This is a genomic window from Bosea vestrisii, from assembly GCF_030144325.1.
Taxonomy (GTDB): Bacteria; Pseudomonadota; Alphaproteobacteria; order Rhizobiales; family Beijerinckiaceae; genus Allobosea; species Allobosea vestrisii_A.
Genome location: NZ_CP126307.1, coordinates 960,905 through 984,235, shown reverse-complemented (window position 1 = coordinate 984,235; position 23,331 = coordinate 960,905). Strand labels below are relative to the sequence as shown.

At 67.1% G+C, this 23,331-nt stretch carries 19 protein-coding genes and 2 pseudogenes; 10 read left to right on the top strand and 11 right to left on the bottom strand.

Translation table 11 applies throughout. The features are described from left to right. Positions 1-62: 62 nt before the first annotated feature. Both QO058_RS04790 and fliP read left to right on the top strand, forming a co-directional pair. On the top strand, positions 63-1,394 hold the full coding sequence (locus tag QO058_RS04790; RefSeq protein WP_284170690.1) for a flagellar biosynthetic protein FliO: 1,332 nt from the start codon (positions 63-65) through the stop codon (positions 1,392-1,394). 113 nt (positions 1,395-1,507) lie between these two features. Continuing rightward, positions 1,508-2,270: pseudogene (gene fliP, locus QO058_RS04785) on the top strand (flagellar type III secretion system pore protein FliP). 9 nt (positions 2,271-2,279) lie between these two features. On the opposite strand, the gene QO058_RS04780 reads toward fliP, so the two are convergent. Together QO058_RS04780 and QO058_RS04775 are read right to left on the bottom strand one after the other, a co-directional pair. Further along, the gene (locus QO058_RS04780; RefSeq protein ID WP_284170689.1) at positions 2,280-5,684 is read right to left on the bottom strand and encodes a tetratricopeptide repeat protein; all 3,405 of its coding nucleotides are present in this window, start codon (positions 5,682-5,684) and stop codon (positions 2,280-2,282) included. A 138-nt stretch (positions 5,685-5,822) separates the two neighbouring features. Continuing rightward, a complete protein-coding gene (locus QO058_RS04775; RefSeq protein WP_284170687.1) occupies positions 5,823-6,731 on the bottom strand; it encodes a LysR family transcriptional regulator in 909 nt (302 codons plus the stop codon). Between the two features lie 149 nt (positions 6,732-6,880). On the opposite strand from QO058_RS04775, the gene cnbZ reads away from it, so the two are divergent. The 3 genes from cnbZ (at position 6,881) to QO058_RS04765 (ending at position 8,713) form a co-directional block, all read left to right on the top strand. Beyond that, the gene (cnbZ, locus tag QO058_RS04770; RefSeq protein ID WP_347975894.1) at positions 6,881-7,447 is read left to right on the top strand and encodes a 2-amino-5-chloromuconate deaminase CnbZ; all 567 of its coding nucleotides are present in this window, start codon (positions 6,881-6,883) and stop codon (positions 7,445-7,447) included. Further along, positions 7,416-7,643, top strand: a complete 228-nt coding sequence (locus QO058_RS31005; protein ID WP_347975892.1) for a hypothetical protein — start codon at positions 7,416-7,418, stop codon at positions 7,641-7,643. Before cnbZ ends, QO058_RS31005 begins: the two co-directional genes overlap by 32 nt. Before the next feature lie 230 nt (positions 7,644-7,873). Continuing rightward, entirely contained in the window at positions 7,874-8,713 is an 840-nt protein-coding gene (locus tag QO058_RS04765) for a Bug family tripartite tricarboxylate transporter substrate binding protein (RefSeq protein WP_284170685.1), read from the top strand. Between the two features lie 63 nt (positions 8,714-8,776). On the opposite strand, the gene QO058_RS04760 is transcribed toward QO058_RS04765, so the two are convergent. The 4 genes from QO058_RS04760 to fliL are packed head-to-tail and all read right to left on the bottom strand — an operon-like array spanning position 8,777 to position 11,708. Beyond that, complete coding sequence (locus QO058_RS04760; protein ID WP_284170683.1) at positions 8,777-9,574, bottom strand: MotE family protein; 798 nt, start codon at positions 9,572-9,574, stop codon at positions 8,777-8,779. After that, complete coding sequence (locus QO058_RS04755) at positions 9,571-10,017, bottom strand: DUF6468 domain-containing protein (protein WP_284170682.1); 447 nt, start codon at positions 10,015-10,017, stop codon at positions 9,571-9,573. The genes QO058_RS04760 and QO058_RS04755 overlap by 4 nt, the downstream gene beginning before the upstream one ends. An 18-nt stretch (positions 10,018-10,035) precedes the next feature. Beyond that, positions 10,036-11,166, bottom strand: coding sequence for a flagellar motor switch protein FliM (gene fliM / locus QO058_RS04750; RefSeq protein ID WP_284170680.1), 1,131 nt, complete (start codon positions 11,164-11,166; stop codon positions 10,036-10,038). 29 nt (positions 11,167-11,195) lie between these two features. Beyond that, positions 11,196-11,708 (bottom strand): flagellar basal body-associated protein FliL, encoded by a 513-nt coding sequence (fliL, locus tag QO058_RS04745; RefSeq protein ID WP_284170679.1) that lies wholly within the window; start codon positions 11,706-11,708, stop codon positions 11,196-11,198. A 288-nt stretch (positions 11,709-11,996) separates the two neighbouring features. On the opposite strand from fliL, the gene flgF reads away from it, so the two are divergent. The 4 genes and pseudogenes from flgF (at position 11,997) to flgH (ending at position 15,369) form a co-directional block, all read left to right on the top strand. After that, complete coding sequence (flgF, locus tag QO058_RS04740; protein ID WP_284170677.1) at positions 11,997-12,740, top strand: flagellar basal-body rod protein FlgF; 744 nt, start codon at positions 11,997-11,999, stop codon at positions 12,738-12,740. Positions 12,741-12,759: 19 nt separating this feature from the next. Continuing rightward, a pseudogene (gene flgG / locus QO058_RS04735) lies at positions 12,760-13,547 on the top strand (flagellar basal-body rod protein FlgG). A 14-nt stretch (positions 13,548-13,561) separates the two neighbouring features. Beyond that, positions 13,562-14,593 (top strand): flagellar basal body P-ring formation chaperone FlgA, encoded by a 1,032-nt coding sequence (flgA, locus tag QO058_RS04730; protein ID WP_284170675.1) that lies wholly within the window; start codon positions 13,562-13,564, stop codon positions 14,591-14,593. Between the two features lie 11 nt (positions 14,594-14,604). Continuing rightward, positions 14,605-15,369 (top strand): flagellar basal body L-ring protein FlgH, encoded by a 765-nt coding sequence (gene flgH, locus QO058_RS04725; protein WP_432212053.1) that lies wholly within the window; start codon positions 14,605-14,607, stop codon positions 15,367-15,369. Between the two features lie 350 nt (positions 15,370-15,719). Here flgH and QO058_RS04720 read toward each other — a convergent pair whose 3' ends face one another. Next, the gene (locus QO058_RS04720) at positions 15,720-16,667 is read right to left on the bottom strand and encodes a hydrogen peroxide-inducible genes activator (RefSeq protein ID WP_284170673.1); all 948 of its coding nucleotides are present in this window, start codon (positions 16,665-16,667) and stop codon (positions 15,720-15,722) included. Between the two features lie 98 nt (positions 16,668-16,765). Between QO058_RS04720 and katG the strand changes: the two genes are divergently transcribed. Further along, positions 16,766-19,030, top strand: coding sequence for a catalase/peroxidase HPI (gene katG, locus QO058_RS04715; protein ID WP_284170671.1), 2,265 nt, complete (start codon positions 16,766-16,768; stop codon positions 19,028-19,030). 132 nt (positions 19,031-19,162) lie between these two features. Here katG and dksA read toward each other — a convergent pair whose 3' ends face one another. The 4 genes from dksA to QO058_RS04695 form a co-directional block, all read right to left on the bottom strand. Then, positions 19,163-19,585, bottom strand: coding sequence for an RNA polymerase-binding protein DksA (dksA, locus tag QO058_RS04710; protein ID WP_126110106.1), 423 nt, complete (start codon positions 19,583-19,585; stop codon positions 19,163-19,165). Between the two features lie 147 nt (positions 19,586-19,732). Continuing rightward, on the bottom strand, positions 19,733-20,737 hold the full coding sequence (locus tag QO058_RS04705; protein WP_284170670.1) for a hypothetical protein: 1,005 nt from the start codon (positions 20,735-20,737) through the stop codon (positions 19,733-19,735). Then, the gene (locus tag QO058_RS04700; protein WP_284170668.1) at positions 20,712-22,085 is read right to left on the bottom strand and encodes an MBOAT family O-acyltransferase; all 1,374 of its coding nucleotides are present in this window, start codon (positions 22,083-22,085) and stop codon (positions 20,712-20,714) included. Before QO058_RS04700 ends, QO058_RS04705 begins: the two co-directional genes overlap by 26 nt. A 135-nt stretch (positions 22,086-22,220) precedes the next feature. Next, positions 22,221-22,817 (bottom strand): GNAT family N-acetyltransferase, encoded by a 597-nt coding sequence (locus tag QO058_RS04695; protein WP_284170666.1) that lies wholly within the window; start codon positions 22,815-22,817, stop codon positions 22,221-22,223. Between the last annotated feature and the right edge of the window lie 514 nt (positions 22,818-23,331).

The following is a 23,331-nucleotide window of genomic DNA, read 5'->3' as shown; positions in this document are numbered from 1 at the left end:
TCCGTCTGATCGCCCTTACAAAGAGCGGTCGGCGGCTGTCGCGTCGCTTCATGAGGCAGACCTTGCAGACTTTGTTTGGCTTCGAACTTTCCTCCGGACTGCGTTGGATCATCGCCTTCGCAGTGGTGCTGCTCCTGGTCGCGCTGCTCGGCTTCTTCCTGCGGCGGATGAGCGGCGGCCGGCTGAAGTTCAAGGGGCAGGGCGGGGGACGAGCCCGCCAGCCGCGCCTTGGCGTAGTCGATGTCTACGATCTGGACCGGCAGCGCCAGTTGATCCTGGTGCGGCGCGACAATGTCGAGCACCTCGTGATGATCGGCGGCGCGTCCGATGTCGTAGTCGAGACCAATATCGTGCGCAGCGGTGGGCGCGCCGCAATGCCGGCGCCGACCGAAGGTCTGGCCGAGCGGCCGCTTGCCTTGGAGCCCGAGTCACGCCCGCACGCTGCCGAGGAGCTGCGTCCGCTGCCGCCTTCGCCGGTCCCGGCCCTGGCCGTTCCTATCGACCCCGTTCCGCCGCCGCGTCCACAGCCTCCGGCAGCTCCGGTTCCCGTCGCACGCCCAGCCGCCCAGCCTCAGCCGCCGCGGCCTGCGCCGGCTCCGGTTTCTCCGGCTGTCGCCGCCGGGGCTGCCGGCATCAGCGCCACCCTGGCTCGCGATCCGGCTCCAGCCGCCAGCGCCAGCGAGCTCGGCGACATGGCCCGCCAGCTCGAAGAGGCCTTGAAGCGTCCGTTCTCCGCCGTGCGGCCTGGTGCGGCTGCTCCGCGCGCTGAGCCCGAGGCGCCTGCGCCGAAGCCAGCCGCTCCGCCGCCGGCGCCCCCCGTGCCGCAGGCTCCGCCAGTCGCTGCCAAGCCGCCGGCTCCGACGCCTGCGCCCGCTCGGCCGGCGTTGGATATGGAGGCCGAGCTCGAAATGGCGCTGGGGCTGAAGCCTGCACCGGCCCGACCGGCCGCGTCCGAAGCCCCAATGGTCGCCCCGCCGGTCTTCGCCCCGCCGAAGCCGCCGGCCATCGAGCCGGTCAAGGTTGAGGAGAAGAAGCCTGCCCCGGCAAAGGAGCAGGCGTCGCCGGTTCCGGCTGCGGATCAGGACAAACCCACCAAGTTCGCGCCGGTCTTCGATGACGTGCTCGACGACGAGCTGGATTCGACCAAGGCAGATGCGCACGAGGCTCAGGCCAAGAGCGAGGGTAAACCCAGCGAGGCCAAGCCGACCGAGGCGAAGTCCGTTGAGCCCAAGCCCGCTGAAACCAAGCCCGCTGAAACCAAGCCGGAAGCGGGGGCCAAGCCGGTCGAACCGAAACCGGCCGCCAAGCCGTCTGAGGACGACCCGTTCTCGGTCGATGCGATCGAAGCGGAATTCGCCCGGCTGCTCGGGCGCGATCCCAAGCCGAAAGGCTGAGCCACCTCCCGGCCGCGAAGGCGGCAGGGGATAGCGACGCAAACCCCCTTCGCCCGCCCCAGAGCCTTGCTCTAGCGTTCCCCGAACCCGCGCCTTGATTCGGGTGGGGACGGATGATGGGCAGGCGGATACCCACGGGACGGAGATTGCGCTGGCCGGCGGTGTTCGCCGTCGTGCTGGGGGCGCTGGGAACCATCGCCGCGGCGCAGGCCCAGACGCTCTCGCTCGACCTCGGCCAAGGCGGCGTCACCGAGCGGGCGCTGCAGGTGATCGCCGCGATCACGGTGCTGTCGCTGGCGCCGTCGATCCTGATCATGGTGACCTCGTTCACCCGAATCGCGGTGGTGCTGTCGCTGCTGCGCTCGGCGATCGGTACCCAGACCGCGCCGCCCAACGCCGTGATCATCGGGCTTTCGCTGTTCCTGACCGGCTTCGTGATGGCGCCGACCCTGAAGGAGGCCTACCGCGTCGCCGGCGCGCCTTTGATCGCCGGGCAGATGCAGCCGCAGGAGGCGTTCGAGCGCGGCATCGTGCCATTCCGCGAGTTCATGCTGAAGCATGTGCGCGAAAAGGATCTGGCGCTGTTCATGGAGATGTCGCGCGAGCCCCCACCCGAGCGTCCCGATCAGGTTCAGATCCAGGTGCTGGTGCCGGCCTTCATGATCTCGGAGCTGCGACGCGCCTTCGAGATCGGCTTCCTGCTGTTCGTACCGTTCCTGATCATCGACCTCGTGGTCGCCTCGATCCCTGATGTCGGTCGGCATGATGATGCTGCCGCCGGTGACGGTGGCGCTGCCGTTCAAGCTGATCTTCTTCGTGCTGGTCGACGGCTGGGGACTGGTCGCCGGCTCGCTGGTCAAGAGCTATGGCAGTTGACGCGACGGCTCAGCCCTGGCCCGGCCGCGGGCCGGCATTGGCGGCGTCCGCTTCGCCGGCCTTGCGCCTTTCGCGCACGGAGCTGGAATAGGCCGGGTAGCGCTTGCGGTATTCCTTGAGGAAGTCGGTCATGGTGTCGGAGCCGGAGGCAGAACGCGCGGCCTCGCGGATATCAGCGGCGTTGGCGCGGCTCGCGCCGGTGACGAAGCCGAACAGGCGCGCATCGGCACCCTGCGCCATCTTGCCAGCGAACTTGGTGCGCAGGCGGTCGAGCGAAAGTGCCTCGTCCGACATGACATAGCCGATTGCGGCGCGCATCACGTCGCCGCGCTCGCCGTCGCTGAGGGGTGCCTGTCCGCGCCAGCTCTCGCCGAGGATGCGTTCGAGCGCTTCGCCGGCCTCGCGCCAGCGCCGCCCGCTCCATAGGATGTCGGCGTTGAGCCGATCGACCTCGGGTCCGCTTTCGCCCTCCATCAGGTCGAGCGCCTGGTCGGTGCGTGAGAGGTCGGACAGCGCCTTGGCCTCGAGCAGCAGGCGGGCGCGCTTGACGTCGGCCGGCAGCTCGGCGAGCCGGGTCGAGACGATCGCCTGCAGGGCCTCGGCCGGCTTGCCGTTCATCAATCGAATCATGGCGAGCCGCGTCGCCACGGTGGAGCGCGCCGCGCCGGTCAAGCGCCGATCCATCTGGTACTGCAGGATGTCGCTGGCCTGGTCGAGCAGGTCGAGCTCGACCAGGCGGTCAGCGAGCAGGCGGGTGATCTCGTCGCCGCGCCGGCCGATCGGCAGGAACTCCTTGAAGTCGTAGAACAGCGCGAGCGCGTCGAGCCGGGGCAGCTTTTCGAGATTGGGATCGCTGAACAGCGCTTCGAAGCGCTGGGCGGTCTCGTCGTGCAGGAGCCGCGTCGCCGGATGCTCCGGGAAGACCTCGTTGGCGCGCCGCGCCGTCTGGAAGGCGTCGCGCCAGCGCTGCTGCTCGGCATAGAGGCGGCCGAGCTCGGCCAGCGTCTCGATCTCGACCTCACCACCGCGCCAGATCGCCGAGACGGTCTCCAGCCGGGCGATGGCCTCGCCGACTGGCAGGTCGGTGCGCTTCTCGGCCCGAGCGAGCTTGACGGCGCGCAACTGCGCCTCGGCTGAAACGGGCCGGGTTTTCGCCTCGAAGAGCGGACGATAGCCGTTGAGCGCGGCCTCCGGCCGACCGCTGACATCGTCAAGCCTGGCGCGCAGCAGCGCCAGCTCTTCGGGATTCACCAGTTCCTCGGACATCTCGGCGAGACGCGCAATCTGCTTTTCCGCCACCGTCGCCTCGCCGGACGCAAGCGCGGCTCGCGCCATCGCCGGACGGAACTCGGCCTGGAGATCGGGAGGGTAGCGGTCGAGGCTGCCTTCGGCCCGGCGGAAGCCGGCGAGCGCCTGGGCGTTGCGGCCGAGCCGCTGCTCGGCGAGGGCACGCCAGAGGCCGGTTTCGGCCTCGTCGCGGATCGGTGCGGCCTCGAAAGCCTTCAGTGCCTCGGCACTGCGGTGCATGCGGGAGGCGATGACGCCGCGCAGGAAGAGCGCGTCGCGGTTGCCGCGCATCGCGGCATCGTCGGCCAGGAGCGCATTCAGCGGCCCGGCGGCTTCCGATATCATGCCGTTGGCCGCCAGGAAGCGGGCCAGCGCCAGCCGGGTCTCGGATTTGCGTCCACGCGAGGCGCCAGCGACCTCGCGCAGCAAGGCTGCGGCGCGATCGCGGACATCGGCCGTATGCAAGGCGGACCAGACCTCGCTGTCGAGCAATGGCAGGGCGGCAGCCGCAGCGTTCTTCTTCTCCGCCTCGCTCGGCTTTTCGGCGTCGAGGCTGATGATCAGCCCGTTGCGGCGACCGATCCGCACCTCGTCGGTGTCGGCGCGCACCGCGAGATCGTCGGCGATAGCGCTGACGACGACGCCGTGAGCGCTCTGCGGCAGACCGAATTCGACGAAGCGATAAGGCTTCGAGACGGCCCGCGTCGGCCCCATCGCGGTCGCGACCGCGATCGTCGGGCCGCCCTCGCTGTTATCGAGCCAGTGCACGCCGGTCAGGCCTGGCACCGGCACGTTGACGATGGTCTGGCCGCGCTCGTCGGCATCACGGCGAGGGCTGAGCGCACCGGCGGGCTTACCGGCCTTGTCGCCGAAGGTCAGGGACCATTGCGGGCCGTCATCAGAGAGCCGCACGATCTGCTGGCGGCGCATCTTCAGCCTGACGATCGTGACCTTGGCCTCGCGCGTGACGGTGACGTCCTGGACCAGCGCGGGCAGCACGCCCTTGAGCTTGTCAGGGTCGAGCGTGTCGCGCGTGTCGAAGACCAGCGTGACCCGGCCGGGCTCGGCGAAGGCGGCGGCGCCCGTCGGCCGCGAGAAGCGGAAATCGATGCGGCCGCCATCGCCGTCGGCGGCGGAGGCGATCTCGATATCGCGGGGCGGGACGTCGGCGGCGGCTGAGGCAGCCACCGGCTTGGGCTGGGCCTGTGGTGTATCGGCCTTCGGGGCAGGGGGCGGCGATGCTGCGGCCGTTTTCTGCTCGGGCGCCTTGGCGTCCACCGGCCTGCTCCCGCCTGGCGGGGCAGCCTGCAGATCGGCCAGCGAGAGCGGGATGGCGGCGCCGGGGTGCGGCAGATCCACGGTCCAGCCGGCGTCGTCGCGGAAGCTGCGAAGCTGGCGATCCTTCGGCACAGTAAAGACGAGCTGTGTCTGATCGTCCTGGATCGTCGCCTGCTCGAGCGTGAAGTCGGCCGGCAGGAGGCTGCGGATCTGCGACGGCGTCACCGCCAGCGGCTGGTCGAAACTCAGCGTCAGCTTGCCGTCGCCCAGAACGGGCGTGAGCATGGTCTCCGGCGGCGTCGAGAACATCAGGCGATCGAGCGTCGGGAGGCGGGCGCTGCGGAAGCCGAGCGGCTTCGGCGGGATCGCCGGAGCGCGGGCGATCTCGCGGGCGCGCGCCTCGGCGAGACGCAGGCGCTGGGTGAGTTCGGCGAGAATCTCGGGTGGCAGGCCCGGCAGCTGGCCGGTCCAGTTCTCGGGCAGCAGGTCGACAAAGGCCCTGTCGCCCGCTTCGAGCAGGTTGGCGCGATAGGGACGGGCGAGCGCAAGGCGCAGGCCGCGGCCGTCGGGATCGATCCGAACGACCGAAACATAATTCGGCAGTTCGGCGGCAAGCCGGCCCGGATCGAGCTTCACCGGCTGGCTGAAGCCGATGACGACGACGCCGTTCGAGACCCGCACGCGCGTGGTCACCGGTTCGTCGAAGGTGAAGGCGAGGCGGCCGAAGCCGGCGCGCATGGCTTCGCCGCGCAAGGTCGCGGTGGCCGCTGCCACCGGCGCGACGAAGCCGGCAGCGAGGCTCAGCGCCGCCAGGCCAATGCCGAAGCTCAGGGACCGCAGGATACGCACGACCGCTACTCAACTCGACGCGATGGCGGAGCGGCGACAGGCCGCTCCAACCTGCGCGGAGGCTAGCCCGTCAAGGATAACGGCGGGTTAAGCTCTGACGAAGTTGGGCCACGGATTCATGTCGCCAATAAGCGCGCTCTATGCATGTTTGGCAGCATAGGCGCGGGCGCTGCGGGCGAGATGCTGCGCGAGCGCTCGTGCTGCAGGGGACAGGGTTCGGCCGTTCCTGACGCAGATCTTGACGCAGGCCTTGCGCAGATTGCGCCCGCGTATCGGCACCGCGACGAGGCGGCCCTCTGAGACGTCCCGCCTTGTCGCGCACCGCGTCAGGATGCTGACGCCCATGCCTGCCCGCGCAAAGGAGCGCAGCGATTCGATCGAGTTCGTGACGAGGGCCGGCTTGAGCGCGATGCCGGTCGCCGCCGCGACGTCATCGACCAGGCGCCGCAGGCCGAAAGTCCGGTCGGGGAGGGCCAGGCGCGCCTCACCGATTTCGGCGATGGTCGTCGACTGACGCTGCGCGAACGCGTCGTCGGGGTGCGCGGCGGCGACGAGCGGGTCGGCGATCTCGGCGAGCGACAGGACGCTCCGGTGCAGGATCGGGTTGAACGCGGCCACCACATCGGCCTCGTCGTCGAGCAGACGCTGCACGAGCTGGTCGGAACTCGCGACCATGACCTCGAAACTCACGGACGGATGCGCGGTCGAGAACGCGGCAAGGGCAGGGTAGAGAAAATCATCGAGCGCACCTTCGACTGCCCAGACGCGCACGTGGCCGCGCTTCATGCCCTGGAGCTCATCGATGGCGGAGCGGGCTGTCTGGACGCTGTCGAGGATGGTGCGAGCCGTCTCGAGGACCGCCGTTCCCGCCGTGGTCAGCCGCATGCCGCGCGCCCGGCGCTCGAACAGGGCCGTGCCGTACTCCTCTTCGAGGCTGGCGACCTGGCGGCTGATCGCCGACGGGGCGACGCGCAGCGCATCAGCAGCTTCGCGGACGGAGCCGTGATCGGCGACGAGCGCGAAATACCGATAGCGGGTGAGCGACATGCAAGGAGCCTTTCGGCGCAAGCGAACCTGTTGGCTAAACAGTAAGAAACTGTTGCCGGAACGGCAACGATCTCTTCGCGATTCCAGTCTGGCTGGCCGATCTTCGCTCCCTCTAGAAATGATCAGAACATTGTGGGGGAGCCGATCTGATGTATTCGACGCAACCGAGCCAGGACGGCAGCTACCGGTTCATCCCTGCTGTTTTCCAATACTCCGGTGGCGTTGCGGCGCAGCCCGGCTTCCGGATCGAGCGGGCGCAACTGGCGACCCCGGTCGCGCTGGACCAGGGCCTTGCTATCATCGAGGCGCATCTGAAGCGGGTCGGCAGGCCGCTGACGGCGTTCTGCGCCTGCGAGCTGCGCTCGCCCGAGCCCTTCTCGGAGGGTGGGTTCGACGCCTTCAACCGGCTCTATGCCTCCCGACTCGATCAATGGGGGGTCCTGCAGGGCAAGGTGAACCCGGTCGCCCGGACGAATATCTGCCCCGAACTCGGCAAGCCGGACACCGTATCGCTCCATGCCTTCAGCTATACCGTTCCCGATGCCTCGGCGCGGGCGAGCTTCGTGGTGGCCGGCAGCGGCGAGGGCACCGGAAGGCGGCGCGAGCTACGCGCAGGGTACGATCCGGCCGGGCGATGCCTCCCCCGAGGGCGTGCGCGCCAAGGCCGAATGGGTGATGGGCGAGATGGAGCACCGCCTGACGGGGCTCGGCCATAGCTGGCAGGATGCCACGGTCGCGAACATCTACACGGTTCGTGACATTCACCCGCTCCTGGCGGACGTGCTCCTGCCGATCACCAGTCTCGGTCGTGGCCTGACCTGGCACTTCTCGCGGCCTCCGGTGGCTGTCCTCGACTACGAGATGGATGTGAGAGGTCTGTCGCGAGAGATCGTGATCGAAGCGCAGTTCTGACCAGAAGCGACCTGGCTGCGCGTGTTGCCGGAACGGGAACGCAATGCAGCCGGCAACAGCTTTGACGATCTCATGCTTGGAGAGCCCCGATGTTGCTTGATCGACGCGCGTTGCTCCTGGCGGGATTGACCGCTCCGGCTCTCGCAAGAGCGGACCAGGCAAGAGCGCAAACCGAATGGCGACCGACGAGGCCGCTGCGGCTGATCCTGCCTTTCACGGCCGGGACGTCGATGGATCCGGTCGCCCGGCTGGCGCAGGAGAGCCTCAAGGACACGCTCGGCCAGACCGTCGTGGTCGAGAACATTGCCGGCGCCGCCACCGTCATCGCCGGGGCCGAGACGCTGAAGTCGCCGGCCGACGGGCACACCATGCTGATGATCGCCAACAGCTTCGCGGCGAACATCACGCTGCGGACGCGGACCGCGGATTGGCAGCGTGCCTTCGTCCCGGTGGTGCAGGCGACGGTGGTGCCCCACGTCCTCGTGGTCGAGCCGTCGCTGAAGACTGACTGGGCAGGCTTCGTCAAGCGCCTGCGCGAGAGCGGCGACTCGATGACTTACGGGAGCCCCGGGATCGGGACCTCGCCGCATCTCGGCTCCGAGCACTTCCTGCGCCTGATCGGCGGCAAAGCCGTCCATGCGCCCTATAACGGCACCGCGCAGCTCTTCGTCGACCTGTTCGCCGGCCGGATCGATTTTGCGCTCAGCAATCTTCCGGACGTCGTCCAGTCGATCGAGGAGGGCAAGCTCATCGCGCTGGCGGTCACCGCCGACAAGCGCGTACGGGAGCTGCCCAATGTCCCGACATTCACCGAGCTTGGCCTGCCGGATCTGCTCTCCGACAGCTGGTTCGGCATCATGGTGCGTCGTGATACGCCAGCTGCCGCCCGCAACGCACTGGAGCGCGCCTGGCTCGCGGCCCTGACGCGCCCGGATGTGCGCGAGCGTCTCCAGAATCTGAGCTTCACGGTACTGGCCCGATCGGGCGCGGAGTTCGAGACCGTGATCGATCGCTACGTTTCGACCTATGCGACGATCATCAAGGAGAGTGGCATCTCGGTTCAGCAGTGACTGTCGAACCCATGACCTGATCGCAGTGCGGCCTGTCTGGGCAAAGCCAAACCGGCCGGGTGGTCAGCGGCGCGGGGCGGGCTCGATCGCCGGCAGCTCATTGCCTGCCGGCATGGCGGCTGGCGCGCGTTCGGTGGCGACAGCAGGACGTCCACGCACTGAGAGCGCGACGGTGAGCCGCTCTGCCGCCTCCGGCGACATGGCGGCCAGCACATCCGACATCTTGCGCGGGCTCATCTGCTGGACGACGGGAACTAGGATGTCGAGCGCCAGCCGGTCGAAGACACGGGCGGCGTCCTTCGGCTTCATCGTCTCGTACATGATCACCAGGTTCTTGACGGCCTGGTTGGCCTCGGCCTCCTGCTTGCGCGGACCTTCAACCTTCTCTTCCAGCGCCTTGAGATCGTCGACGCGGCCGCCGAGTTTCTTCTCGGCCGAATCGAGCAGCTTCTCGCGCATGTCGAGCTCGCGCATGCGGGCGTCGATCTCCTCGCGGCGCTGGCCGAGGCGTTCGAGCAAGGCCTTTTCCGCCGGCGAAACCGGCTGAGCCGTGCCGTTCATCAGGCCGGCCTTGTTGTTCGGGCTGGCGTCGCGCTTGGCCTGCTCCTCCGGCACAACCTTGGGGGACGGCGGGTCGATGGTGCCGGTGGTCTCGGGATCCATGAAGACGTCGGGCTGATGGGCTTTGGCAATGATCTTGGCCAGGCCCCAGACCTCCTTCTCAGGCTTTGCGGCGACGACCTGGGCGCTGGGTGGTACCTTGCTCGGAGAGGGTTCCGCCGACCAGGCAAGCAGCTTCAGCGCCAGGAGACCCATGGCGCCGAGGATGACGGCCGGGATCAGGCGGGGCGACTGGATCACGCAGCCTGGCCTTCGAGCCTGCGGGCGGCGCGGGCGCGGATCGCGGCGGCGGCGTCGGCGGCGCTCGCCATGCGTGAGACGACCGGCTTCTCGGAGACGGGCTCGGGCTTGGCGGCGACCATGCTGGCGGCGCTGACGATCTGGCCGATGCGCTCCATCACGCCCTGGCCGGCCTCGATCTGCTGGGCGAGGTCGGCGGCGTAACGCTCGGCGGTGCGCAGGCGTTCGCCGAGGGTGCGGTCGCAGTCGCCGAGCGTCAGCTTCAGGCCGGCGATGGCGCGCTCGGCCGTGTCCGTAGCGGAGATCAGGGCGCCGATGGTCTGGCGCATCGCGCTCTCATCGGCCTTCAGCCGCTCGATGCGCTTGGAGAGCACGAAGCAGGTGATGATGGTCGCGACCAGCAGGCAGCCCACCAGCACATCGGCGATCAGGGTGATGGTCATGGTGCAGGAACTCCCTGGTCAGGACGCCGGATTGAGATGGCTGGTGTCGAAGGCGGCCATGGTCGTCTTCGAGCGCCGCAGGGGGCTGACGACCTGGACGGCGATCTTGTCGTCGACGCGCCCGATCCGGCCCTCGCTGACGATGAACTCGCCGCAGCGCAGCGAAGCGACGGAGTCGGGGCGCGCGTCGAACATCAGCGTGTCGCCGATCTCGAGCTTCATCACCCGCTTGAGCGGCATGGTGCATTCGTGCAGCACGCATTTCACCGCGACATCGGCCTGCCAGACCTCGGTGGCGAGGTGATTCTCCCAGATCGGGTCGCGCCCGAGCTTCTCGCCCATGAAGCTTTCGAGCAGCAATTCCCGGATCGGCTCGATGGTGGCGTAGGGCAGGAGCAAATGGAGCGAGCCGCCGCGGCCCTCCATGTCGAAGCGCAATTCGACGCGGATGGCGGCGTTGGCCGGGCGCGAGATCGAGACGAAGCGTGGATTGGATTCGATCCGGTCGATCTTGAAGTTCACCGGCGAGAGCGGCCTGAAGGCGGCCTCGGCATCGCCGAGCACGACGCCGATGACGCGGCGCAGCAGGTTCATCTCGATCGAGGTGAAGGGGCGCCCGTCGACGCGCGCCGCCGACTGGCCGCGCTTGCCGCCAAGCATGGTGTCGAGCACCGAATAGGTGAGGGCGGACTCGATGGTGATGAGGCCGAAATTGTCCCATTCCTCGGCCTTGAACACCGCGAGCATCGCCGGCAGCGAGATCGAGTTCATGTAGTCGCCGAAGCGCACCGAGCGGATGCCCTCCAGCGTCACCTCGACATTGTCGCTGAACAGGTTGCGCAGGCTGGTGGAGAGAAGGCGGACCAGGCGCTCGAAGATGATTTCGAGCATCGGCAGGCGTTCATAGGTGACCGAGCCGGAATCGACGATCGCCTGGATGCCGTTGCGGCCGCCCTTGCCGTCGTCTCCGGCCGAGAAGCCGAGCATCGTATCGATCTCGTCCTGATTCATCAGGCGATCGATATTGGCTTCCGTCTCGCCACCGTCCTCGTCGACGATGTCGGGCATGGCAGCCCACTCCGCCGCCATGCCTTCCGGCGTCAGCGGCAGCTTGTCCTTGTCCTGGGCTTCGAGGTCGCTGCTGGCCATGTGGTCTGCTCGAACGAGTTAGGCCGCCGCTATTGCAGCAGCAGTTCCTTGAAGAGGACGGCGTCGACCTTGGCCGGGTAGACGGTGACGTTGACCCGGCGCAGCAGCTCTTCCTTCAGCCGGTACATGCCGGCCGAGCCGTCGAGGTCGGAAGGGCGCAGCTCGCGCATGAAGACCTGGAAGGCGTCCTCGACACGCGGCAGCAGCGGCTTGACCTGGTCCGCGGTCTTGGGATCGGCGATCTCGAGCGCGACCTTGATCTTGACGATCGGCTGGCGGTCCTGCTGCGGCCCAGCGGAGATGCCGATCATCATGTCCTTCATCTCGACGAAGGTAATCTGCTTCTTGGCTGCTGCGGCAGCCGCCTCGGCGCTGATCTCCTCGACAGGCTTCTTCTTCAGGAAGAAGAACCAGCCGCCGCCGAGCACGGCGACGAGCGCCAAGGCGCCGCCGATCATGACGAGCTTCTTCTTGCCGGGCTTCGACGCCGCGTCGGCGCCGTCCTCGGCGGTCTCGTCGTCCTTGCCCGTCTTTTTCGCCATCTCGGCTTGCCCGCCCGGGACGGGTGCCGCCCTGGCCCGTCTCTCTGTCGCTGACCCTGCCCAATTACGGTTAACGGGCCGTTAAGGAGGGCAATTTTTGCCGGGTCGTTTCTGCCGCGCGGGCGGGTTCGAACCAGCGCGATTGGGGGCGCCTTTTAGTATAATAGTTAGTTATATCAATTACTTGTGTAAATTAACCATGTTGGCACGTCGTTTGCGACCCTGTTGGTGTGGTCACCGCGCTGGGGAGCGTCGGGGCGATCACGGGACAGATCGGGAGCAGGAGCCGTGGAAAACGCGCTTCTCGTCAGCCTGTCGCGCCAGATGGCTCTGGCGCGTGAGCTCGACGTCATTGCTAACAACGTCGCGAATGTCGGCACGAACGGCTTCAAGGCGCGCTCGGCGCGCTTTGCGGAGTACGTCTCGCCGACAGCGCGCGCCGACACCTTCCAAACGCAGGACCGCCGGCTCTCCTATGTCATCGACAAGGGCACGCCGATCGATCTCTCGCTGGGGGCGATCGAGCGCACTGGCAACCCGCTCGATGTCGCGGTTCAGGGCGACAACTATCTCGTCGTCCAGACCCCCCAGGGCGAGCGCTACACCCGCGCCGGCTCACTCGATATCAATGGCCGCGGCCAGCTCGTGACCCAGGCCGGCCAGCCGGTGATGGGCGATGGGGGGCCGATCGTCTTCGGTTCGACCGAGAGCAATCCGCGGATCGCCGCCGACGGCACGGTCACGTCCGACCAGGGCCAGCGCGGCAAGCTCCGGATCGTCCGCTTCGACAACCCCGCCGCGCTCGCCAGCGATGGCAGCAACCTGTTCTCCTCGACCACCGCAGCCCAGGCCGCAGGCCCGCAGGCACGGCTCGAGACCGGGGCGATCGAGCGCTCCAACGTCAAGGCCGTGGTCGAGATGACGCGGCTGGTCGAGGTCCAGCGCGCTTATCAGACGCTCTCGGCGATGATGGCCAAGACCGACGAACTACGTGCCAAGGCGATCACCCGCCTGGCCGATCAGCAAGCCTGACGCGGAAAGGAGCCAAACGATGCGCGCGCTTTACACTGCCGCCACCGGCATGATGGCCCAGGAACTCAACGTCCAGGTCATCTCGAACAACATCGCGAACGTCCGCACCACCGGCTACAAGCGCCAGCGCGTGCATTTCAGGACCTGCTCTACGAGCACTTCCGCCGCGCCGGCACGCAGACCTCGGACCAGAACACGCAGGTTCCAGCCGGCACCTTCGTCGGCTCGGGCGTCAAGACCGCGTCGACCGGGCGGGTGATGAGCCAGGGCAACCTGACGCCGACGGAGAAGCAGTACGATATCGCGATCCGCGGCGAGGGCTTCTTCCGGATCCAGATGCCGGACGGCCGCACCGCCTATTCGCGTGACGGCTCCTTCGACCTCGATAGCCAAGGTCGGCTGGTGACGCGCGACGGCTACCAGGTCCAGCCGGGCATCACCGTCCCGAACAACGCGACCAGCGTCAACATCAACGCGCAGGGCACGGTCGAGGTCAATCTTCCCGGCCAGACCGCTCCGCAGCAGCTCGGCCAGATCCAGCTCACCCGCTTCATCAACAAGGTTGGCCTCGAATCGATCGGCGACAACCTGTTCATCGAAACGGCTGGCTCCGGCCCGGCGATCGACGGGCTCGGCGGCGAAGAGGGCTTCGGCACGCTGCAGCAGAACTACCTGGAAGAAGGCAACGTCCAGGCGGTGACCGAGCTCTCCTCGCTGATCGCGGCGCAGCGCGCCTACGAGATGAACTCCAAGGTGATCTCGGCCGCCGACCAGATGATGCAGTCCACCACGCAGATCATGCGCTGAGAGGGATGAGCCAGATGATCCGCTCCATTCTCCTGATCGCGACCATGACCGCGATTCCCGTCATGGTGCTTGCGCAAGCAGCGGCTCCGGCCGGCGAGCGCGCGCCCGCAGCCGCACCCGCGGCAGCCGCCAAGCTCAAGCTGAAGACGGACCTCACGCTCTCGCGCGATATCGTTGGCTTCGGCGATCTGATCGCGGGTTTGTCGCCGCAGGATGCGGCACTGCCCGCCTTCCGGGCGCCGGCGCTCGGCGAGACCGGCACCATCCAGGTCAGCCGGATCGTCGAAGCCGCGGTGAAGCACGGCCTCCTGCGCGATGCGCAGGAACTCGACAGCCAGGGTGTCGCCCAGGTGGTGGTGACCCGGGCGGCGCGCCGGATCACCGGGCTTGATGTCGAGGCCGCCGTGAAGTCGGCGCTGCTCGAACGCTTCGGCTTCGACGGACGCGCCTTCGCGCTGTTGCTCGATGGTGGCGCGCCTTCCGTCGTGGTCGAGCCGGAGCTGACAGGCGACCTTGCAGCGCTCGACCTGAATTACGACGCGCGCAGCCGCCGCATCACAGGCCGCCTGACCATGCCGGGCAGCGCCGCGACGCGGCTGAAGCCGGTGCGCGTCTCAGGCCAGCTGGTCGAGACGACGGAAGCCGTGGTGTCGCTGCGCACGATCGCCCGTGGCGAGACGCTCAAGGCATCCGACGTCACCATCGAGCGCCGGCCGCGCGATGCGCAGTTCAACGACGTGATCGGCGAGGCGAAGGCGGCGGTCGGCAAGGTCGCCAAGCGGATGCTGGTGGCGGGGTCGGTACTGCGCAGCGGCGATGTCCAGCGCGAGGAGATCATCGGGCGTGGCGACGTCGTCACTCTCTTCTACGAGGGGCGCGGCATCGCGATCAGCATGCGCGGCCGCGCCAACGAGGCCGGCGCGATCGGCGACGTCATCTCGATCACCAATCCACAGTCGAAGCGCGTGCTGCAGGGAACGGTCACCGGTCCCGGGCGCGTCAATGTCAGCCCGCAGGGCGGCGGCCAGATCGCCGCTGCCCGCTGATGCCGACCCCATTGCTCCAGTTGCGGACCGTTACCATGACCCGGACCAAGCCATTCGCCATCCCCGCCACTCTCGGCCTCAGCCTCATGCTGGGCGCTTGCGGTGCCGCAGACAGGCTCGCCAATGTCGGCCAGGCGCCGGCCCTCTCGCCGATCGAGGATCCGACCGCCGCCAAGGGCTACAAGCCCGTGCAGATGCCGATGCCGCCGATCGAGCACGCCTCCTTCGCGCCGAACTCGCTCTGGCGTACAGGCTCGCGCGCCTTCTTCAAGGACCAGCGCGCCCGCCAGGTCGGCGACCTCGTCACCGTCAAGGTCAAAGTCACCGACCGGGCGCAGCTCGACAACACCACCAAGCGCAGCCGCAAGAACGGCGAGGATTTCGGCGCCGAGAATGCCTTCGGCGCCGAGAGCAAGTGGAGCAAGAAAGCGGATCCCAGCTCACTGCTGAAGCTCGACTCGGATTCGTCGAGCGAGGGCAGTGGCTCGGTGCGCCGGGCCGAGCAGCTCGCCACCAATGTCGCCGCCGCCGTCACCCAGACCCTGCCGAACGGCAATCTAGTGATCGAGGGCAAGCAGGAAATCCGGGTGAACTTCGAGGTGCGCGAATTGATCGTCGCGGGTGTGATCCGACCGGAGGACATCGAATCCGACAACACGATCGAGTCGGCCAAGATCGCCCAGGCCCGCATCGCCTATGGCGGCCGCGGCCAGATCACCGACGTGCAGCAGCCACGCTACGGCCAGCAGGTGATGGACATCCTGCTGCCGTTCTGAGGCCACCAATCCCGAGTTTCCGGCGCGACGGCAACGCTCCCCACGTTTCATGCCTTCGCGCCGGGCCGGCGGTCTCTCCCGAGCCGCCTTTTCTCCCGGCCGCCCGCCACGCTCCCCAGCTATCCACGGCTGGCGGCCAGAAGCCCCGCGCCTCCCGCGCGGGGCTTTGCTTTCACGAGGCTGCAACGGCCGCTATTGCCCTAGAGCACGCTGATTTTACCCGGAGCCACGCCGTCATCCTGGACAAGCGGCGAAGCCGCGCAGCTCCGGGATCCATCGTAAGGCTCCGGAGCTCTACGATGGATCCCGGGCCGAGCTTCGCTCGCCCAGGATGACGATGGTGGGTGAAGTCAGCTCACTCTAGGGTGAGAACCGGACGAAGAGGCGTCGCGGGTCTGCCGCAGCACGCCGGCCGACTGGCGGACCATGTCGGATATCTCGAGCAATTGCCTGGCCAGCGGGCTGGTCTTGCGCCAGACCATGCCGATGGTTCGCGAAGGCTCAGGCTGCCCGAAGCGCACGACCGAGACTGAGGCGGAGCGCGTCTCGACCGCCACCGCCATTTCCGGGATCAGGGTGACGCCTAGTCCCGCATCGACCATCTGGACCAGTGTCGACAGCGAGCTCGCGTCCAGGAGGTCGCGCGGCTGCATGGTACGCGCCTTGGTGCTGCAGAAGGAGAGGGCCTGATCGCGAAAGCAGTGGCCCTCTTCGAGCAGCAGCAACCGCATCTCCCGCAAAGCCTCGCGATCCGGGGGAGGCTTTCCTTCATCCGCGCGCGGCCGGACGAGGACGAAGCTTTCGGTAAAGAGGGCGACCTCGGTGAGCGATGGTTCCGACACCGGCAAGGCGACGATCGCCAGGTCGAGCCTGCCCTCGTTCAGCTCCTGGACCAGCCTCGGCGTCAGCGTCTCGCGCACATGCAGGTCGAGGCCGCCATGCAGGCGGGTGAGATCGCCGATGAGGCTCGGCAGCAAATAGGGCGCAACCGTCGGGATCACGCCGATGCGCAGCTTGGCGACGAGGCCGCTCCGGGAGGCGCGCGCATAGCCTTCCAGTTCGTCGAGCGCGCGCAGGATGTCCTTGCCCCGCTGGGCAATCTCCTCGCCGAAGCTGGTCAGGCGCACCTGGCGCCTGTCCCGCTCGAACAGCCCGGCGCCGAGCTCTTCCTCGAGCGTCTTGATCTGCATGGACAACGCCGGCTGCGAGATGCCGCAAGCTTCTGCGGCACGCCCGAAATGGCCATGCCGTGCCAGCGCCTCCAGATAGCGAAGCTGCTTGAAGGTCAGGTTTGTCATAATTTCAGCTTATCGTCGTGATCAGAAAATCGGAATTAAAATAATGAAATCCTTTTGCTAAGACGCAACCCAGCAGCCAGCTGAACTCGGAGAATGACATGAACGCGAAGACTGAGGACAGCACGGGCAAATGCCCCGTCGCCCATGGCGGCGGCGCCCGGCAGAACCATGACTGGTGGCCGAACCGGCTGCCTGTCGAGCTGCTGAGCCAGCATTCGGCGAAATCGGATCCGCTGGGTGCGGCCTTCGACTATCGCGAGGCTTTCGCGAAACTCGATTACGCCGCGCTGAAGAACGACCTGCGCAAGCTGATGACCGACTCGCAGGATTGGTGGCCAGCGGATTTCGGCCATTACGGCCCCCTGTTCATCCGCATGGCCTGGCATAGCGCCGGCACCTATCGCCTCGCGGACGGGCGCGGCGGCGGCGGCCGCGGCCAGCAGCGCTTCGCTCCGCTCAACAGCTGGCCGGACAATGTCAGCCTCGACAAGGCGCGCCGCCTGCTCTGGCCGATCAAGCAGAAGTACGGCCAGGCGATTTCCTGGGCCGACCTCTTGATCCTGACCGGCAATGTCGCGCTGGAAACGATGGGCTTCCGTACCTTCGGCTTCGCCGCCGGACGCGCCGACACCTGGGAACCGGATCAGGACGTCTACTGGGGTCGCGAGACCACCTGGCTCGGCGGTGATCTGCGCTATGCTCATGGTTCGGAGGGCGTGAAAAAGCCTGCCGGCGAAGCCGTGCTCGTCTCCGACGACGATGCCGACGGCAAGGTGCATTCACGCAACCTCGAAAACCCCCTCGCTGCGGCGCAGATGGGCCTGATCTACGTGAATCCGGAAGGTCCGGACGGCAATCCCGACCCGCTGCTGGCCGCAAGGGACATCCGCGACACCTTCGCCCGCATGGCGATGAACGACGAGGAGACCGTCGCTCTCATCGCCGGCGGCCACACTTTCGGCAAGACGCATGGCGCCGGCCCGACCGACAATGTCGGCGCCGATCCCGAGGCCGACGGCCTCGAGGCGCAGGGCCTTGGCTGGCGCAACAGCTTTGGTTCCGGCAAGGGCGACGACACTATCACGAGCGGCCTCGAGGTCACCTGGACCCAGACGCCGGCGCAGTGGAGCAATTTCTTCTTCGAGAACCTCTTCGGCTTCGAATGGGAACTGGAGAAGTCGCCGGCCGGCGCTCATCAGTGGGTCGCCAAGAATGCCGACGCGATCATCCCTGACGCCCATGACCGGTCGAAGAAGCGCAAGCCGACCATGCTGACGACCGATCTGTCGCTGCGCGTCGACCCGGCCTACGAGAAAATCTCCCGCCGCTTTCTCGAGAACCCGCAGGCCTTCGCCGAGGCCTTCGCCCGCGCCTGGTTCAAGCTGACCCATCGCGATCTTGGCCCGCGCTCACGCTATCTTGGGCCCGAAGTGCCGAAGGAAGAGCTGATCTGGCAGGATGTGGTGCCGGCGGCCGACCATCCGCTGGTCAACGCGGTGGATATCGCTGCGCTCAAGGAGAAGATCAGGGCTTCCAGCCTCAGCGTCTCCGAACTGGTCGGGACCGCTTGGGCCTCCGCCTCGACCTTCCGCGGCGGCGACAAGCGCGGCGGTGCCAATGGCGCGCGCATCCGCCTCGCACCTCAGAAGGACTGGGAGGTCAACCAGCCGGCGCAGCTCGCCAGGGTGATCGAGGTGCTGGATGGCATCCGGCGCCAGTTCAACAAAGAGGCGGATGGCGACCAGAAGGTCTCGCTGGCCGATCTCATCGTGCTGGCCGGCAATGTCGGCGTCGAGCAGGCGGCCAAGGCGGCCGGTCATGAGGTGAGCGTGCTGTTCACCCCGGGCCGCACCGACGCCAGGCAGGAGCAGACCGATACGCACTCCTTCGATGTCATGGAGCCGGCAGCCGACGGCTTCCGCAACTACCAGAAGGCCGGGGCCAAGGTGCCGGCCGAGGTGGCGCTGATCGACAAGGCGCAGCTGCTGACGCTGACCGCGCCCGAGCTGACGGTGCTGATCGGCGGCCTGCGCGCGATCGACATCAATGCCGATGGGACCAAGCACGGCATCCTGACCGACCGGCTGGGCGTGCTGACGAACGACTATTTCGTCAACCTGCTCGACATGGGCACGCAGTGGAAGGCAGCTTCCGAGGCCAAGGACGTGTTCGAGGGCACGGATCGCAAGACCGGCGCGGCGAAGTGGACCGGCACCCGCACCGATCTCGTCTTCGGCTCGAACTCGATCCTGCGCGCGCTCGCGGAGGTCTATGCCAGCTCGGATGCTCGGGCGAAGTTCGTGAACGACTTCGTCGCGGCTTGGACCAAGGTGATGAACCTCGATCGCTTCGACATCGCCTGAGCGTTGATGAGATGACGCCCGGCTACCGCCTCCAGCGGGGCCGGGCTGATAACCTTGCTATTCGATGCAAAAAGGCCCCGCAGCAAAACTGCGGGGCCTTTTTCTTGAAAGGACGATGTTGTCTACCGCATCTCAATCGTCGCGGAAGACGCGCTCATTGCGCTCATGGCGCTCCTGGGCTTCGAGCGAGAGCGTCGCGATCGGGCGCGCTTCCAGACGCTTCAGCGAGATCGGCTCGCCGGTTTCCTCGCAATAGCCGTAGGAACCGTCCTCGATGCGGGCGAGCGCGCTGTCGATTTTGGAGATCAGCTTGCGCTGGCGATCGCGGGCGCGCAGCTCGATGGCGCGGTCGGTTTCCGAGGAGGCGCGGTCGGCGATGTCGGGGTGGTTCTCGCTCTCGCTCTGCAAGGTGACCAGGGTCTCCTTGGCCTCCTTCAGAATCTCCTCCTTCCAGGCGAGCAGCTTGCCGCGAAAGTACTCGCGCTGCCGCTCATTCATGAACGGCTCCTTGTCGGAGGGTTTGTAGTCAGGCTCGAGACTGATCTGCTTCGACATGAGAGGCCTTCTGCATGAACGTCCGCTCGAAGGCCCCGCCGGCTTTGCCGTGTCGAGGCCGCCGATTTGGCGCCCTTATAGCGACTGGTCACATTAGGAACAATCGCTTTCGCGCAGCCGTGAACAAGCTGGCAAAGTGCTGGAAAATCAACGCAATCCGATGATCGCCTCGGCGATGTCGGCCCCGAGCGGCCCGGCGATCTTCTGCCGGTAGTGGGTATGGTCGAAATAGTTGTCCGGCGCGCGATTCTCCGGGCGGTCGATGCGCCAGTCGATCAGCGCGGTTTTCGGGCGGCTTGCGACGAGGGCGGCATAGGCGTCGCGGCAGGCGGCGTCGGCGCCGGCGCCGGCGCTGCCGGGCACGGGCAGGGCGGAGACGAAGTTGGGCGGCCGCACCAGGACGACGGGCACATCCGGCGCCATCCGGCCAAGCACCTCGCGCAGCGCCGTGGCGGCGGGGAAGGGGCCGGTGATGTTGCCCCCGCTGGTGTCGAGCGGCTCGAGCAGCCTGGCGCGGCGGACGGGGTCGCTGTGGAAGCCCTGAACCTCGTAGCCGGCCTCGTAGTCCCAATAGCCGTCCGGCCGGGCGCGCTCGGGCGCCTTGGCCGAAAGATAGCGCAGCCGGCGCAGCGTCTCCTCGATCACGTCGAAGCGCATCAGCCCGGCGAGGTAGCGCAGGGTCGAGCGCTCGAACAGCCAGAAGGGAAAAGGCTTTTCGATTGCGAGCGTCGGGTCGGGCGTGCACCAGCGTACATCGATGCCGATCACCAGCGCCCGGGCCGGCTCTTTGCGATGGCGCAGGAACCAGTCGAGCAGGATAAGCGTCTCGCGCGGGCCAGTCGCCGGGGCGATCAGCGAGACGAAGGGGATGCCGGTTTTCTGCGCGAGGAGTTCCGGCGAGACGAGCTGGATATGCGAGTTGCCGAAGATCGCGCCGGAGAAGTGCGGGTCGCGACCGCGGCTGGCTGCGGCGGTGCGCGGCCCTTGCGGACTGACGCCGGCCTTGAATTTGAGCGGCGAGCGGCCGCTGTCATAGGGGTCGACCAGAAAGGCGAGCGCCAGCAGCGCGGCGACGAGGAACGTCGCCGCGAGCAGGAAGGTGCGGCCGAAACCGCCCCAGCGCGGGTCAGAACTGGAAGTAGATGAACTCATAATTGGCGTCGTCGCCGATCTTGAACAGGACCAGCACGAAGAGGATGGCGGTGAGCACGGCGAGCCAGCGTGCCGGGGGCGCCTTGTGTACGGCTGCCCAGGCGGTCGGGCCGATCATCGCGACTGCGGCGGCCGGCAGCAAAGCGCGCCATTTGAAGCCGGTGCCGACGGGCGAAAAGCCGAACAGTCCCTTGTAGATCGCGAGCGCCGCATCGAAGGAGCTGGCACGGAACAGCACCCAGCAGAGGGCGACGAAGAGGAAAGTCAGGGCCCAGCCGAGCAGCTTCGGCATCGGCAGGCCGGCGCGACGCCAGAGCACGCCGATGGCGAGCACGACGCCGTGTGCCACGCCCCAGGCGACGAAGTTGAGGCCGGCGCCGTGCCAGAGGCCGCCGAGTGCCATGGTGGCGAACAGAGCCCAGAGCTGCAGCGGCAGGCCGTGCCGCGAGCCGCCGAGCGGGATGTAGAGATAGTCGCGCAGGAAGCGCGACAGCGTCATGTGCCAGCGCCGCCAGAAATCCTGCAGGCTGACGGCGCGATAGGGCACGTCGAAGTTCTGTGGCAGCACGATGCCGAACAACAGGGCGAGGCCGAGCGCCATGTCGGTGTAGCCGGAGAAGTCGAAATAGATCTGGAAGGTGAAGGCCAGCGTCCCCTGCCAGGCCTGCGCCATGGTCACGACGTCGCCGGCGGCGGCCGCGGCGAAGACCGGATTGGCGTATTCGGCGAGGGGATCGCCGAGCAGCACCTTCTTCGCCAGGCCGAGCGTCAGCAGCATGATGCCGCGGGCGATGCGCTCGGCCGCGTCGGGCCGCAAATAAGGCCGCTCCTCGAGCTGGTGCATGATCTCGCGCCAGCGCACCAGCGGCCCGGCCAGCACCTGCGGGAAAAAGGCGATGTAGAGCGCGTAGCGGACGAGATCGTAGCGCGGCGCTTCGCCTCGGCGCAGATCGGTCAGGTACATCACATGGTGGAAGGTGAAGAAGGAGATGCCGAGCGGCAGCGCCAGATCGAGCTTCGCCGTCGGCAATCCCGGAATCACCGCAGCGAGATCGGCGAAGAAGTTGAAGTATTTGAACAGCGCCAGGATCGCGAGATTGATCGCGATGGCGAGCGTGATCAGCGCGCTGCGCTTGGTCTTGAGGAAGGCTTCCGCGATCAGCCAGTTGAGCAGGATCGAGAAGGCGAGCAGCGGCACGAAGCGCCAGTCCCACCAGCCATAGAAGGCGAAGGAGAGCACCGCGAGCAGCGGCAGCCGCCAGGCCGGTGCGAAGCGCTCGACCAGCCAGTGCAGGGCGAGGGCAAGCGGCAGGAAGCCGAGCAGGAAGGCGAAGGAGTTGAACAGCATCGGGCGGGTGAGGGCGGCAGGAGAGGGCCGCCTTAGACGATTACGCGCCCGATGTCATGGGCGTTGGTCCTTGGGCCTCATCCTTCGGGCCAATGATGATCATCGCCACGAGATTGATTTCCAAAGCCTGTCCGATCAGCTTGCGGCAGGCTGCGGCGGTCGCAGCATCGGCGTCAGGACTGGCGACGATCCGATCTGGATGGTTCCGAGAACTTCGAACCCGTGTCTCTGATAAAGCGGGATATTCCGCGGGTTCGACGATTCCAGATAAGCTGCGACGCCCTCGCGGTCGCAGCGTGCGAGCGCATGACGCATGAGCGCGCTGCCAATCCCCTGGCCCTGCCGCGCTGGGTCGGTGCCGATCAGCGGCAGATACCAGTGCGGGCCCTTTGGATGATATCGCTCCATTGCTTCGAATATCGCATCGACATCGGATATGATCGCTGGATCGGCGTTCTTTCGAATAAGGCGTCCCAGCGTCTCGATGTCGGGCTCCACGCCGGGCGGCAGCCACAGCGCTGCGCCGCCGAAATCGTCGCTCACATAAGCGCTGTCGCTATCGTAGGCGGCGGCGCCGAACGCCCGGATCAGGTCGGGCATCACCGCAAGATAGGTGTGTGCCTCCCCCAATGACCAGCGCGTCATCGGATCAGTGGCAAAGGCGAGGACGATGACCGCCGAAACGGCGCCCTCTTCGTTGCGGGATGCGGAACGTACAACGCTGGACGTCATGGCATGGTCCGGATGTTTGCAGTCGGCACCAGGATATATGGGATAGTCGCTTCGCCCGCGCCATCACGCCGCATACGTTGGAAGCGGGTGCACTCATCACCGATCTGGTCGCGCGCGGAACGGGGACCCACATGACCCAGGTAATGCGCTATGCAAATCACGAGGCGCGGGCCGCCGCGATTGCTAACGGCTTCACCGATGGCCTGGACGAAGTCTATGAGAAGCTTGAGGTGCTGCTGACCGCTGAATGAAGTGGCGGTGGGTGAGGCAGACCTGAAGAAGCTGATCGGCAGCTAAGCGGGTAAAGTCTGCAGAGGGTCGGGACCTGACGTCCGGCGCCCTAGCCGCTAACGTCCGCTTCCGGGCAGATCGCGAACGTCGCTGTTCGGCGAGCTCGAGCACGAACCGAGCAACAGCGATCGAGGCCGCATGCGGTGCTCGCTCAAAAGCAGTGTCGCCACATTCGACTTTGACGGTCACCAGTCTGAGCTCAATCCCTGCTAAGCTCGCATGT

Bases quoted from the DNA above. Each gene is read 5' to 3' on its own strand.
- katG (WP_284170671.1), top strand. From the start codon at position 16,766: ATGAACGCGAAGACTGAGGACAGCACGGGCAAATGCCCCGTCGCCCAT.
- flgA (WP_284170675.1), top strand. From the start codon at position 13,562: ATGATCCGCTCCATTCTCCTGATCGCGACCATGACCGCGATTCCCGTC.
- fliL (WP_284170679.1), bottom strand. From the start codon at position 11,708: ATGGCGAAAAAGACGGGCAAGGACGACGAGACCGCCGAGGACGGCGCC.
- QO058_RS04720 (WP_284170673.1), bottom strand. From the start codon at position 16,667: ATGACAAACCTGACCTTCAAGCAGCTTCGCTATCTGGAGGCGCTGGCA.
- QO058_RS04700 (WP_284170668.1), bottom strand. From the start codon at position 22,085: ATGCTGTTCAACTCCTTCGCCTTCCTGCTCGGCTTCCTGCCGCTTGCC.
- QO058_RS31005 (WP_347975892.1), top strand. From the start codon at position 7,416: ATGGAGCACCGCCTGACGGGGCTCGGCCATAGCTGGCAGGATGCCACG.
- QO058_RS04755 (WP_284170682.1), bottom strand. From the start codon at position 10,017: ATGACCATCACCCTGATCGCCGATGTGCTGGTGGGCTGCCTGCTGGTC.
- QO058_RS04765 (WP_284170685.1), top strand. From the start codon at position 7,874: ATGGATCCGGTCGCCCGGCTGGCGCAGGAGAGCCTCAAGGACACGCTC.
- dksA (WP_126110106.1), bottom strand. From the start codon at position 19,585: ATGTCGAAGCAGATCAGTCTCGAGCCTGACTACAAACCCTCCGACAAG.
- fliM (WP_284170680.1), bottom strand. From the start codon at position 11,166: ATGGCCAGCAGCGACCTCGAAGCCCAGGACAAGGACAAGCTGCCGCTG.
- cnbZ (WP_347975894.1), top strand. From the start codon at position 6,881: ATGTATTCGACGCAACCGAGCCAGGACGGCAGCTACCGGTTCATCCCT.
- QO058_RS04695 (WP_284170666.1), bottom strand. From the start codon at position 22,817: ATGACGTCCAGCGTTGTACGTTCCGCATCCCGCAACGAAGAGGGCGCC.
- QO058_RS04705 (WP_284170670.1), bottom strand. From the start codon at position 20,737: ATGAGTTCATCTACTTCCAGTTCTGACCCGCGCTGGGGCGGTTTCGGC.
- QO058_RS04775 (WP_284170687.1), bottom strand. From the start codon at position 6,731: ATGTCGCTCACCCGCTATCGGTATTTCGCGCTCGTCGCCGATCACGGC.